11 protein-coding genes are annotated in these 12,133 nt (G+C 65.7%); 7 read left to right on the top strand and 4 right to left on the bottom strand.

All coding sequences use genetic code 11. From position 1 onward, the window contains the following. Positions 1-94: 94 nt before the first annotated feature. From pyk to gloA2, 7 genes are all read left to right on the top strand, one after another. Positions 95-1,561: a pyruvate kinase gene (gene pyk, locus AC3DEZ_RS19580; RefSeq protein ID WP_488389691.1), complete on the top strand. Its 1,467-nt coding sequence runs from the start codon at positions 95-97 to the stop codon at positions 1,559-1,561. A 57-nt stretch (positions 1,562-1,618) separates the two neighbouring features. Continuing rightward, positions 1,619-2,170 carry a hypothetical protein gene (locus AC3DEZ_RS19585; protein ID WP_488389692.1) on the top strand — a complete coding sequence of 184 codons (552 nt, stop codon included), beginning with the start codon at positions 1,619-1,621 and terminating at the stop codon, positions 2,168-2,170. Positions 2,171-2,286: 116 nt separating this feature from the next. Further along, the gene (locus AC3DEZ_RS19590; RefSeq protein ID WP_183644257.1) at positions 2,287-3,291 is read left to right on the top strand and encodes a class I fructose-bisphosphate aldolase; all 1,005 of its coding nucleotides are present in this window, start codon (positions 2,287-2,289) and stop codon (positions 3,289-3,291) included. Between the two features lie 185 nt (positions 3,292-3,476). Further along, complete coding sequence (locus AC3DEZ_RS19595) at positions 3,477-3,959, top strand: MarR family winged helix-turn-helix transcriptional regulator (protein ID WP_447104766.1); 483 nt, start codon at positions 3,477-3,479, stop codon at positions 3,957-3,959. Positions 3,960-3,969: 10 nt separating this feature from the next. Next, positions 3,970-5,070: a hypothetical protein gene (locus AC3DEZ_RS19600; RefSeq protein WP_488389693.1), complete on the top strand. Its 1,101-nt coding sequence runs from the start codon at positions 3,970-3,972 to the stop codon at positions 5,068-5,070. 150 nt (positions 5,071-5,220) lie between these two features. Further along, positions 5,221-6,765 (top strand): MDR family MFS transporter, encoded by a 1,545-nt coding sequence (locus AC3DEZ_RS19605; RefSeq protein WP_488389694.1) that lies wholly within the window; start codon positions 5,221-5,223, stop codon positions 6,763-6,765. 119 nt (positions 6,766-6,884) lie between these two features. Beyond that, positions 6,885-7,271 carry an SMU1112c/YaeR family gloxylase I-like metalloprotein gene (gene gloA2 / locus AC3DEZ_RS19610; protein ID WP_488389695.1) on the top strand — a complete coding sequence of 129 codons (387 nt, stop codon included), beginning with the start codon at positions 6,885-6,887 and terminating at the stop codon, positions 7,269-7,271. A gap of 93 nt (positions 7,272-7,364) precedes the next feature. Here gloA2 and AC3DEZ_RS19615 read toward each other — a convergent pair whose 3' ends face one another. The 4 genes from AC3DEZ_RS19615 to AC3DEZ_RS19630 form a co-directional block, all read right to left on the bottom strand. Next, complete coding sequence (locus tag AC3DEZ_RS19615; RefSeq protein WP_488389696.1) at positions 7,365-8,399, bottom strand: proline iminopeptidase-family hydrolase; 1,035 nt, start codon at positions 8,397-8,399, stop codon at positions 7,365-7,367. A 304-nt stretch (positions 8,400-8,703) separates the two neighbouring features. Then, positions 8,704-9,210 (bottom strand): hypothetical protein, encoded by a 507-nt coding sequence (locus AC3DEZ_RS19620; RefSeq protein WP_488389697.1) that lies wholly within the window; start codon positions 9,208-9,210, stop codon positions 8,704-8,706. A gap of 21 nt (positions 9,211-9,231) precedes the next feature. Beyond that, positions 9,232-11,277: an XVIPCD domain-containing protein gene (locus AC3DEZ_RS19625; protein WP_488389698.1), complete on the bottom strand. Its 2,046-nt coding sequence runs from the start codon at positions 11,275-11,277 to the stop codon at positions 9,232-9,234. A 3-nt stretch (positions 11,278-11,280) separates the two neighbouring features. Continuing rightward, positions 11,281-12,048, bottom strand: coding sequence for a hypothetical protein (locus tag AC3DEZ_RS19630; RefSeq protein ID WP_488389699.1), 768 nt, complete (start codon positions 12,046-12,048; stop codon positions 11,281-11,283). Between the last annotated feature and the right edge of the window lie 85 nt (positions 12,049-12,133).

Genomic DNA, 12,133 nt, shown 5'->3' on the forward strand with positions numbered 1-12,133 from the left:
AGTCTCCGACGTACGGTTTCCGTCGTTGCCGTCACCAGCATTGCAGCATGCGCACGGTGTGGTAGCGTTTGCGCCAATTCAGGGAACCGTACCAATGATCGAACGCCAGCGCCGCACCAAGATCCTCGCCACCCTCGGACCGGCCACCGACCCGCCGGGCGTGCTTGACGAGCTGTTCCGTGCCGGCGTCAACGTGGTTCGCCTGAACTTCTCCCATGGGGATCCCTCCGGCCAGGCCAAGCGTGCCGCCGCGGTGCGCGCGGCAGCGCAGCGCGCCGGGGCCGAGGTCGGCATCCTGGCGGATCTTCCGGGGCCGAAAATCCGCATCGAGCGTTTCGCCGAAGGCAAGATCGTGCTCAAGGCGGGCGCGCGCTTCGACCTGGTGGCCAGCGCCAACGCGCCTGCCGGCGACGTTTCCCAGGTCGGCGTGAGCTATCTGGGATTGCCCGGCGACGTGACCCACGGCGATACGCTGCTGCTCGATGACGGCCTGATGCAGTTGCGGGTGGAGCAGGTCGATGGCGAACGCATCATCACCACCGTGCTCAACGATGGCGTGCTGTCGGACCGCAAGGGACTGAACAAGCTCGGCGGCGGCCTGTCGCTGGGCGCGCTGACCGAGCGCGACAAGGAACTCATCGCGATCGTCGCCGAGATCGGCGTGGACTTCATCGCGGTGTCGTTCTGCCGCAACGCCGAGGACATGAACGAAGCGCGCCGGATCGCGCGCGAACACGGCAGCGATGCCGCGCTGGTGTCGAAGATCGAGCGTACCGAGGCGATCGATAACCTGGCCGAGATCGTCGAAGCCAGCGACGTGGTCATGGTGGCGCGTGGCGATCTGGGCGTGGAAATCGGCGACGCCGAACTGCCCGGTCTGCAGAAGAAGATCATCCGCGAATCGCTGGCGCGCAACCGCGTCGTGATCACCGCGACCCAGATGCTGCAATCGATGGTCGACAATCCGATCCCGACCCGCGCCGAAGTGCTGGACGTGGCCAACGCGGTCATCGATGGCACCGATGCGGTGATGCTGTCCGCGGAAACCGCCGCCGGCAGCTATCCGGTCAAGGCGGTCGAGGCGATGGCGCGCATCTGCCTGGGCGCGGAAAAGCAGTTCGAGACCGATACCGACTTCGAGAAGGCGCCGCGCGATCTGGCGCGCGCCGATCAGGCGATCGCGATGGCCGCCATGTTCCTGACCGAGCACATCGGCGTTCGCGCGATCGTCGCGATGACCGAGTCCGGCGGCACCGCCCGCTACCTGTCGCGCTTCCGCGCGCGCGCGCCGGTGTATGCGTTCTCCCGCCATGATGGCGCGCGCCGGCGGATGGCGATGATGCGCGACGTGTTCCCGATCGCGTTCGACAGCCGCGGGCTGGCGCCGCGCGAAGCCGCGCGCGAGGCGATGCGCTGCCTGTACGACCGCCAATTGCTGTCCGAGGGCGACCGCATCATCTTCACCAGCGGCGATCACATGGAGAAGCATGGCGCCACCAACACCCTGCGCCTGCTGCAGATCGGCATGCAGGGACAGGCCGAGGGTCTGGGCGAGTTGTAATTACCCTCCATTCGGGCGAGGCTGCACGCACTCGCCCAACGAATGGAAGCGGAGTCCATGACCAGGACCAATGCCTACACGCTGCTGTGCGTCGCGATTCGCGCCGTCGTGGTGTGGTTCTCCGCCTCCCTTCTGCTGATGGTTCCCGGCCTGATGATCGCCATGCGCGATGGTGCATACGAAGGCGATGCGATCTGGCTGGGCCTGGCGGGGATTCTGCTGCCGGCGTTGGTGCTGGGTCTGGCCTGGCTGTTCGCCGACAAGCTGGCGCGTCTGGCGCTGGCACGACCGCAGGAACCCGTGTTCGAGAGCCGGATCGAAGCGCGCACCTGGCTGGGGCTGGCGTTCTCGATCATCGGCGCCTACTTCCTGTTCCAGGTGCTGCGCGACGTGGCGCCGCTATTGAGCCAATGGGTCATGCTGTCTCGTTCGAGCGTTGGCTACCTGCAACTGGACGGTGCAAGCGAGCCGTTGGCGGTACAGGGCTTGACGTTGTTGATCGAAGCCGGGTTGGCAGGTGTTTTCCTGCTTCAGGGACCTGGCCTGGCCCGGCTCGTGCACCGGTGGCGTTATGGTCGGTTGGAAGCGGAGGAGTCCGCTTTGGACTGAATCGTCACTCCGTTGTTACGCCATGCTTGTAACCGTTTGCAGATTTTCCGTGGCCCAAGCCGCTCCATCGATTGGGCTATAATTGGTATCTTTCCCGCCGCTCCTCCAGGACCCACATGAGCATCGAACAGCTTGCCGAAACCGCCCAGGCCATGGTGGCCGCGGGCAAGGGCATCATCGCGATCGACGAATCCACCAGCACCATCGCCAAGCGTTTCGCCGGCGTGGGCATCGAGAACACCGAGGAAAACCGCCGCGCCTATCGCGAGCTGCTGCTCACCACGCCCAAGCTGAGCGACTACATTTCCGGCGCCATCCTGTACGACGAGACCATCCGCCAGTCGACCAAGGACGGCGTGCCGTTCGCCAAGTACATGGCCCAGCACGGCATCATCCCGGGCATCAAGGTCGACAAGGGCACCCACCCGCTGGCCGGCTGCCCGGGCGAAGTGGTCACCGAAGGCCTGGACGGCCTGCGTGATCGCCTGAAGGAGTACTACGCGCTGGGTGCCCGTTTCGCCAAGTGGCGCGCGGTGATCAACATCGGCGAGGACATCCCGACCGGCACCTGCATCGAGGCGAACGCGCACGCGCTGGCGCGCTATGCCGCGCTGTGCCAGGAAGCCGGGCTGGTGCCGATGGTGGAGCCGGAAGTGCTGATGGATGGCGAGCACGACATCCAGACCTGCTACGAGGTCACCGAAGCGGTGCTGCGTTCGCTGTTCGCCGCCCTGTACGAGCACAACGTGCTGCTGGAAGGGACCATCCTGAAGGCTTCGATGGTCGTTCCCGGCAAGGACTGCCCGGATCAGGCCGACGTCGAGGAAGTCGCCGAATCCACCGTCATGTGTCTGAAGAGCACGGTGCCGGCGATCCTGCCGGGCATCGTGTTCCTGTCCGGCGGCCAGAGCGACGAGGACGCCACCGCGCATCTGGACGCGATGAACCGTCTGGGCGCACTGCCGTGGCCGCTGTCGTTCTCGTATGGCCGCGCCATGCAGCAGGCCGCGCTGAAGCTGTGGTCCGAGGATCTGAAGGGCAACTTCGCCAAGGCCCAGTCCACCGTCTATGCGCGCGCCAAGGACAATGGCCTGGCCGCGCTGGGCAAGTGGGAAGGCTGAGCCCTGTGGCGCCGAGCCCGCTCGGCGAACCGGGATTCCAATAGAAAGCCCCGGAAACGCCGGCCACAAGCCGGCGTTTTTCTTTTTCCGTCCCGAGAGTCCAAGGGCTCTTCAAGCTGAACGTCCGTTCAAGAAAACTGGCATCCCTCTATATTGTTGCCTAGGCAGCTATATCATAGGCAGCCATGAGCGAGCCCCATGACCCGGTGTCCCCCGCCTCCCTCGGCTATCTGATTGCCGACCTCAGCCGCCTGTACGGCCGGGTGTTCGATCGGCGCGCCGCGCACCTGGGTCTGACCCGGGTGCAGTGGCGCGCGCTCAAGCGCATCCATCAGAACGAAGGGCTGACCCAGGCGGCGCTGGCTGATGTGATGGATATGGAACCGATCGCGGTCGGCCGGGTGGTCGATCGCCTGCAGAAGGCCGGTTTCGTCGAGCGCCGCAACGATCCCGCCGATCGCCGCTGCTGGCGGCTGCATCTGTCGCCGCAGTCGAACGAACTGATGGATCTGATCGAGGGCGTGGCCACCGGTCTGCGCGAGGACAGCCTCGCAGAGGTCGAGGCAGGCGAACTGCAGACCACGCTGAAGGTGCTGTCCCAGATCCGCGAAACCCTTTCCCAGCTCGACCGCGCCAGCCGCGGCGAGTCCTCCCTGCGCAAGTCCTGACCCCACCACCATGACCACCAAGATCAATGCCGCCGCCGAGCAGGCGGCCACTCCCGCATCTCCCAAACGCCGGCGCGTGCCGGTCTGGCTGTGGATTGCCGCACCGGCCGCGGTCATCGGTTTCTTCGGCTGGGAATGGATGGTGTCCAGTCGCGAGGTCGGCACCGACAACGCCTACATCAAGGCCGAGCGCATCCTCATCGCACCGCAGGTCGGCGGCCGGGTGGTGGAAGTGGCGGTGACCCAGAACCAGGCGGTGAAGAAGGGCGACCTGCTGTTCCGCATCGATCCCGAGCCGTTGCAGATCGCGCTCGCACAGAACGAAGCCACCCTGGCCTATGTCGCGAACACGGCCAGCGCCAGCCGCGCCAAGGTGACCGGCGCGGGCACGTCGGTATCGGCCAAGCGGGAAACCCTGGCCTGGGCGCAGCGTGATCTGGCCCGCATGCAGCAGCTCGCCGGCCAACAACTGGTCTCGCGCAAGATGCTGGACGACGCGCGCCATGCCGTGGCCGAGGCGAGGACCGATCTTGCCGACGCGATAGCTTCGGAATCGGAAGCCAACGCCGCGCTGAGCGGCAGCGCGCGCACGCCCCTGCAGGAACTGCCGGGCTATCGCGGTGCGCTGGCGATGCTGGCCAAGGCCCGGCTGGATCTGGCGCACGCGGAAGTGCGCGCGCCGGTCGACGGCATCATCGGCCTGCACGACCTGCAGGTCGGCGAATACATCAACGTCGGCCAGACCGCGATGCCGCTGGTCGCGACCAATCCGATCTGGGTGGAAGCCAACTTCAAGGAAACCGAGCTGACCCGGATGCGTGTCGGCCAGCCGGCGACCATCGAGGTTGATACCTATCCGGGTGTGAAATGGAAGGCGCACGTGGCCTCGATCGCGCCGGCGTCCGGCGCCGAGTTCAGCGTGCTGCCGCCGCAGAACGCGACCGGCAACTGGGTGAAGATCGTGCAGCGCATTCCGGTCCGGCTGGAGATTGACGGCGCCGACAAGCAGGATGCGCCGCAACTGCGCGCAGGCATGAGCGCCGACGTCAAGGTCGATCTGCGCGAAGCGGATGGTGGTGGTCACGCCGGCAAGGCGACGGCGGCGCGCTGATTTCCGAAGTTTTCGTCATTCCGGGCGTCTGCGGATCGTATCGCGGCGCTGTGGTGGAGTCGTGGTGGGTTCCGCGGCGCTCCGGGATGACTCCTGATTCCAGGCCGTGGCCGCCCGCTGGCGCCGCGGCCACCCGCGGGCCGTGATGCCATGATCAGCCGATTGAAGAACAACGACGCGAACGGCAACCGCACTCTGCTGGTGGTGTCGGTGATGCTGGCGACGCTGATGCAGGCGCTGGACACCACCATCGCCAATGTCGCGCTGCCCGACATGCAGGGCTCGCTGTCGGCGACCCAGGACCAGGTGTCGTGGGTGCTGACCAGCTACATCGTGGCCGCCGCGATCCTGACGCCCGTCACCGGCTGGCTGGCCGGCCGGCTGGGCCGGCGTCGCCTGCTGATCATCGCGGTGGGCGGTTTCACCGTGGCCTCGCTGCTGTGCGGCATCGCCACCGGGATCGGCGAGATGGTGTTCTACCGGGTCCTGCAGGGCGTGTTCGGCGCCTCGCTGGTGCCGATCTCGCAGTCGCTGCTGCTGGATGCCTTTCCCAAGGAGAAGCACGGCGCGGCGATGGCGATGTGGGGCATGGGCATCATGGTCGGCCCCATCCTCGGCCCGCCGCTGGGTGGCTTCCTGACCCAGAACTACAGCTGGCATTGGGTGTTTCTGATCAACCTGCCGATCGGCATCCTCGCCCTCATCGGCATCCTCGCCAGCGTGAAGAAGGATCAGCCGCACGAGCGTCCGCTCGACGGTATCGGACTGGGCCTGCTGGCATTGGGCATCGGCGCGCTGCAGCTGTTCCTGGATCGCGGACAGGGCGAGGACTGGTTCGACAGCCTGGAGATCCAGATCGAGGCGGCGCTGGCATTCCTCGCGCTGTATACCTATGCCTTGTGGTGGTGGCGCCATCGCGAGCATTCGCTGCTGGATCTCGGCCTGCTGAAGAACGCCAACTTCGCGGTCGGCTGCGCGTTGATCTTCATCGTCGGCATCGTGCTGTTCGCGACCCTCGCGCTGCTGCCGCCCTATCTGAGCACGCTGATGAACTACCCGGTGCTGACCATCGGTCTGGTGCTGGCGCCGCGTGGTGTCGGCACGATGCTCAGCATGATGGTGGTCGGGCGCCTGCTGGGGCGTGTGGATGCGCGTGGACCGATCCTGATCGGCATGGGCCTGATGGTGCTCTCGCTGCACGGCATGACCCAGTTCGGTCCGACCGCGTCGATGTCGGCCATTGTCTGGCTGGGCGTCATCCAGGGATTGGGGCTGGGACTGGTGTTCGTACCGATTTCGACGGTCGCCTATGCCACCCTCGAACCCCACCAGCGCACCGAGGCGGCCGGGCTTTTCAGCCTGGTCCGCAATATCGGCTCGTCGGTCGGCATTTCGGTGGTGATGACGCTGCTGTCGCGTGCCGGCCAGATCAACCACGCCGAGATTGGCGCGCGCATCCCCGCCTTCGGCGCCGAGACCACGCTGCTGCCGCCGATGTGGAATCCGGATACCGTGAGCGGCGCCGCGCTGCTCAACGTCGAGGTGATGCGGCAGTCGGCGGCGATCGGCTATCTCAACGACTTCAAGCTGATGATGCTGTTGACCCTGGTCTCGATGCCGCTGGTGTTGATGATGCAGAGCGGCAAGCATCCCGCGGCCGGTACGGCGGGCGCGGAGGCGGCGGCGGCGCACTAACGGTATCACCCCGTTGTGGGGGCGACACAAGTTGCGACCGCTTGCTCAAGGATCGCGATATCTGGTGAGAGTTCGCGACTTGCGTCGCTCCCACAGGACGCAGGGATAGAATGGTCTGCATGAAACTTATCGGCATCCATCACGTCGCCATCATCGCTTCGGACTATCCGCGTTCGCGGCGTTTCTATGTCGAGGTGCTGGGACTGGAAGTGATTGCGGAGCATTACCGCGAGGCGCGCGACTCCTGGAAGCTGGATCTGCGGGTGGACGAACACGTCCAAATCGAACTGTTCTCGTTTCCCTCGCCACCGGCGCGCGTGTCCCGTCCCGAGGCCTGCGGGCTGCGCCATCTGGCGCTGCGGGTGGCGGACCTCGACGCCGCCGTTGCCCATCTGGAAACGCATGACGTGGCGGTGGAGCCGATCCGGGTGGATGAATTCACCGGGCGGCGATTCACCTTTTTCGCGGATCCGGACGATTTGCCGCTGGAGCTTTACGAGGATTGACGCTTGCCTGCGGGAGCGACGCAAGTCGCGATTCGCGATATTGCCGCCAGCCATTCCGCGACTCACGCCGCTCCCACAGGACGGTGTTTCGGATCAGCGACCCGCGTCGGTATCAAGCAGGAAATCGATCAGCCCGTTCACGTAGGTGGCCTGGTCGTCGTACATCGCCATGTGGCTGCCTTCCGGACAGAACAGGTAGCGGCCCTTCGGCAGCCGCTTGCTCATCATTTCCATGTAGTCCGGATCCATGGTGTCGTGGCGCGCGCTGATGACGAGGGTGGGCACCGGAATCTTCCCGAGATCGGCGGTCCGGTCCCAGTCGGCCAGGATGCCGCTGGCGCCCAGCTCGCTGGGACCCTGCATGGGCACGTACACCTTCTTGTTGATGTGGGCGAAGGAACGGTTGACCGGCTCCGGCCATTGCGCGCCGGGCATGCGCAGGACATGCGCTTCGTAGTGTGGCTGCAGCAGTTCCATGTAGCGTGGATCGTCGAAGCGCTTGTCCTTCTCCAGTTGCTTGATCTCCGCCAGCGCGGCGGGGTCCATCTTCGGTTCCAGCACCTTGTGCGCGTAGTCGTTGTACGCGGGAATGCTGGACATCATGTTGGAGATGATCAGGCCCTTGAGGTGCTGCGGATACTTGAGCGCGTACTCCATCGCCAGGATGCCGCCCCACGAGTGGCCGAGCAGGTAGAAGTTGTCCTTGTCCAGCTTCAGCGCCTGGCGGACCTGCTCCACTTCCTCGACGAATCGCGCGGTGTCCAGCAGGCGCGGATCATCGGGTTGGTCGCTGTAGGCGGAACCGAGCTGATCGTAGTAGTAGTACTCGATGCCCGCCGCGGGCAGGAAACTGTCGAAGGCCTCGAAGTACTCGTGGGTGGCGCCGGGACCGCCGTGCAGCAGGAGCAGCTTGATGCGCGGATTGTTGCCGACCCGCTTGGTCCAGACCTTGAAGTCGCCGACCGGCGTGTGGATCGGGATCATGCGGGCGCCGCCGGACAACACGTCGTCGCGTCCTGTGTTGTCGAAATAGCCCGCCGGGCGCGTTGACGGCGCCGGCTGCGCGGCGGTGGCGACGCCGGACACGAGGAGCAGCGAAGACAGGAACAGCGAAACGGCCAGCTTCATGACGGACTCCGCAACGGTGGACCGTGGCGAGCCTAGCAATCGGCACGAAGGCGCCGCAACCGCGCGGGCGGACGCAGGTGCGGGATGCGCGACCTCACCGCCATGGAATGGCGGCAGGGCGCGATGGCGGCGACTGAGGGGTCCGCCGCCGCTCGGGAACGCGGGCTCAGCCCAGCGAGGCCAGCTACTCGTCGTCGGAGCCTTCGTTGACGCCTTCGAACAGGAGGGCGGAAGTGGAACTCGCCGAGATCCGGGGCGATGTGCGGCATGGGCGTGATGCCCAGCCTGGTTCAGCGCTGGCAGTCTATGGCTGCTTGCGCTGCTCCCTGCCGGGCTGTCCATGCACAAGGATGTACTCGCGGCCTCTGCTCTTCCAGGTGGGCGTTTCCCGGTCGATCCTGATGCAGGGGTGACCGCCGCAGGATGTGATTTCGATATGCCGCGACGCTTCCAGGATTTCAGCCTTCACTTCTATGGCATCCGCGCGCGCCTGCGCGGCGCGCAGCCGTGCATCGGCCTGTTTCACCAGCAGCCCATATCCCATCAGCAGCAGCACCGAAAAGCCGGCCAGCACGGTGATGACCTTCCAGGTCCATGCCACCCTGGGGCGCAGTGCCGCTTCCAGTCGCTGCTGCAAATCCTGGAATTGCATCCCCATGGCCTGCCTGAATCGGGTCTCTTCCTGCTCGCGGGTCGCTTGCAGTGCCGCCTGCGCCTGCACGGCCTGTTGCTGCAAGCGGACAATCAAGGTTTCCAGCCGTCCGGCGGCCAGCGCCATCTGTGCCAGGGTATCCCGGGTGGTTTCGCTCATGTCACTTTTTCCGCCGCGGCATCATCGTGAAAAACCCGTTCGTGTCGCTTCCATCGACCGTGTCTGGGGCTGGAACAGGGCTTGCTCTTGTTGTTGGCGCAGTGTTTCAGTCGTGAGTTGCCGCAGGCTTTGTTCCAGGGGCTGTGTCGTGGCCTGTGCCATGTCAATGACAGCACGGTTGACGTGCGAAGGGTTGTTCGGGTGGGTTGAAGCGGCCAGCAGCGTCTGGCCGTCTCCGCTCGGCGTCAGCGCATCGATGCGGGGCAGGCGATGCAGCTTGGCTTGACAGGCGATGACCCCGGCCATCTGTTCCATCTGCACACGGTCCAGATATCCGCCGGCCTGCGGCCCAAGCTTTTCCAATTGCATCATTGCTTGCCCGAAGAGGGGATTGTCCCGGCCTGGCAATTGCCGGTGTTGTTCCAGGATCCGCTGCTCCGCCGTGGCCTGCATCCCCTGCCAGCGCTCAGGCGTGGCGTAGGCCATCGAAGCGGTCCGTGCGGTGTGTTCGTCGCCGGCTTCCAGCGCGGCGAAATACTGGGCGACCAGGGGATGTCGCTGTCGTGACACGGCCTGTTCCGGAACGGCAGGCGATGACGGGACATCCTGCCCTGTCCGGGAAAAGGGAGCGTCGTTGTCATGCCAGTGAACGTCTCCGTGGGCTCCTGGCCAGGCGCCTGGGGCGATCGGTATGTGCCGATGGGCATTGATTTCATCGGCGTGCTCCGGATTGTGCGTATGGTCGAAGTGATGCAAGGCCGCCGGCGACTGGCTGGTGTCGTAGTAGGGGTGTGGCGTGCCTGGATCCCGCGCGATCGTGATGCCGTTGCGTTCCATCAGGTCCTCGCGCAGGCGCAGGCTTGCCATGTCGATCTGCATGCGTGGGACCACACCGCGAATGGGGCGGGCGTAGGTGCGCTCGATGGCGATGATGCTGCTGACGGCGTGGGCCGCGTAGTAATTGGGATAGTCCGAGTCGCCGTGGAACCCGAGGCCGGTGGTCTGACGGGCGGGCAGGCCGGGTGCGCCCCTGGGCGGCTTGTCGAAGTAGTTTTTGCCTACTTGCGCCACATTCGTTGGCGTCATCGACAGGCTGCCGTCTAGGTTGAAAGACAGACCCGGCAGGGCCACGGCCTGGCCGGATACCGCAGGATTTTCCATCACGAAATCCAGAATCCGAACAGTTCGATCTTGAGGTCTCGTAGCCAACGACCAAATATCGGTCAGATTTGCGGAAGGGTTTGCGTGTTGTTCACGGCTGAGCAGGGCATTCCAGCCGGCAATCTGCGCTTTGGCCTCGTCCTCGCGCCCGGATTGAATCACCGTGCCGACGACGACGGTGTAGTCGTTGACCGGATGGCGGTCGCGCGCAATCTGCCGGGCCTGCGCGTAGGCGGCGTCGCGGGCGCGCTGCGCGTCCTGGGCGTTGAAAGCGTGTTGAATCTCATGCCCCAGCACGAAGGTCATATCCGCCGCGGCGAACGTTGCCGGCGGCACGGCGAGGCTGCCTGGCGGCAGGCTTATGGTGCGGGTCGCGGAACTGTAGGTGCCGCCCGCTAAGGTACCACTGAGCAAGGCGAAGTGCTGCAAGGGGGCGGCCTGCCCGGGGCCTGGCGGCGTGACCGCCCGCTTGAGCTCGGCGGCCAGCAGCGGCGAACCATTGAGGGCCGATTGCAGGTTGACGAGCATGTCCTGGGTGACCGGCCGGGTGACGTGGGCGGCGTCCACGTAGCTGCCATGGGCGAAACGCACCGCCATCTCCTGCACCCGCAGCGTGGCGACCAGGTCGGCGCTGGGCGCCGTGTCGCCGGGCTGGAAGCCGGTGGCCGGCAGCGAGACCATCCCGGTGGCCTTGTCATAGGCGCCGGCCGGCTGGGGGGCGGCCCCGCCCTGGAGCAGGGCAAACCCCTGGAGTTGCCCGTCGGCGGCGGCCTGGTTCAATTGGCGCAGCAGGCCGGCCTCCCGGGTGACGGCGGCCTGCAGCTGCGCCGCCTGCTCCGACGTGACGCCGGGTTGCCCAGTGAATTGAGCAATCGCGGCTTGCAATCGAGGGTTGGGGTGGGCCATGACTCAGTACATTCTTCCGATGCTGATGCGCTCTACACAGGCGTGATACAGCTTCGCCTCCGGGGCATCGGCTTCGCGCCGTTCGTGGATGACGATTCCAACATCGCCTCGCGAAAAGAAGTAGACAGGCAGGCGGAAGAACCGGCGCTCCTCGAAGCCAATCTGCTTTCCTTTGGCGTTGTAGATGGCGGGCGGCACGGGGGAGTCGTATTCCGCCAGGTCCTCCCGCTCCACGAAGCCCTTCTTCTTCAGTTCCGCCACGTAGGCCGGGTAGTCCAGGCCGCACACCGGCGCCATGTCGGCGCGGTCGTCGTTGTGGTCCCAGCCCGCGGGCCGGTTGGTGAACTGGTAAATGGCGATTCTGTTTCCGGGGTCCACCGGGCTGGTGTAATACGAAAAGCCGTAGTACCAGCCGGACGCCGGCAGGTGCATCGTGAAAAAGGGGCTGGGCGCGTCCGGCAGGCGCGTCAACGGCAGTCGCATGACCGCGTGCAGGCGGTCGAGCGTGAGTTCGTCAAACGACGTCAGGCTGTCGGCCAGGGCCAGGAAGCGCCGCCCGATTTCCTCCGGAGTCAGTTCCGGGAATTCGTCCAGCGTGTGAGGGCGATAGGCCGCGGCGGCGGGTTCCTGGGCCGGCGGCGTCGGTGAGGCGGCAGGTGTCTGCGCACAGGTGGCGGACGCGACGACGAGCGCGAGCGCCGGCAGGCGACGGATTCTGCTGGTGAGGGCGCGTTGGTCTGGCGCTTGTTTCGTGGACATCCCGGTTCCCATGCCAGCTCCGTTGGTGTTGCGGTGCCGGCCACGATGAACAAGGCACCGGGCCATGGGCTATAGGAATCGTCCTAGCAGGGCGTGG

It is taken from the genome of Pseudoxanthomonas sp. 134C1 (genome assembly GCF_057773065.1).

What these genes read in the sequence shown, in the direction of transcription:
- gloA2 (WP_488389695.1), top strand. Translation starts at nt 6,885, where the DNA reads ATGAAACTTATCGGCATCCATCACGTCGCCATCATCGCTTCGGACTAT.
- AC3DEZ_RS19615 (WP_488389696.1), bottom strand. Translation starts at nt 8,399, where the DNA reads ATGAAGCTGGCCGTTTCGCTGTTCCTGTCTTCGCTGCTCCTCGTGTCC.
- AC3DEZ_RS19620 (WP_488389697.1), bottom strand. Translation starts at nt 9,210, where the DNA reads ATGAGCGAAACCACCCGGGATACCCTGGCACAGATGGCGCTGGCCGCC.
- pyk (WP_488389691.1), top strand. Translation starts at nt 95, where the DNA reads ATGATCGAACGCCAGCGCCGCACCAAGATCCTCGCCACCCTCGGACCG.
- AC3DEZ_RS19600 (WP_488389693.1), top strand. Translation starts at nt 3,970, where the DNA reads ATGACCACCAAGATCAATGCCGCCGCCGAGCAGGCGGCCACTCCCGCA.
- AC3DEZ_RS19630 (WP_488389699.1), bottom strand. Translation starts at nt 12,048, where the DNA reads ATGGGAACCGGGATGTCCACGAAACAAGCGCCAGACCAACGCGCCCTC.
- AC3DEZ_RS19625 (WP_488389698.1), bottom strand. Translation starts at nt 11,277, where the DNA reads ATGGCCCACCCCAACCCTCGATTGCAAGCCGCGATTGCTCAATTCACT.
- AC3DEZ_RS19590 (WP_183644257.1), top strand. Translation starts at nt 2,287, where the DNA reads ATGAGCATCGAACAGCTTGCCGAAACCGCCCAGGCCATGGTGGCCGCG.
- AC3DEZ_RS19595 (WP_447104766.1), top strand. Translation starts at nt 3,477, where the DNA reads ATGAGCGAGCCCCATGACCCGGTGTCCCCCGCCTCCCTCGGCTATCTG.
- AC3DEZ_RS19585 (WP_488389692.1), top strand. Translation starts at nt 1,619, where the DNA reads ATGACCAGGACCAATGCCTACACGCTGCTGTGCGTCGCGATTCGCGCC.
- AC3DEZ_RS19605 (WP_488389694.1), top strand. Translation starts at nt 5,221, where the DNA reads ATGATCAGCCGATTGAAGAACAACGACGCGAACGGCAACCGCACTCTG.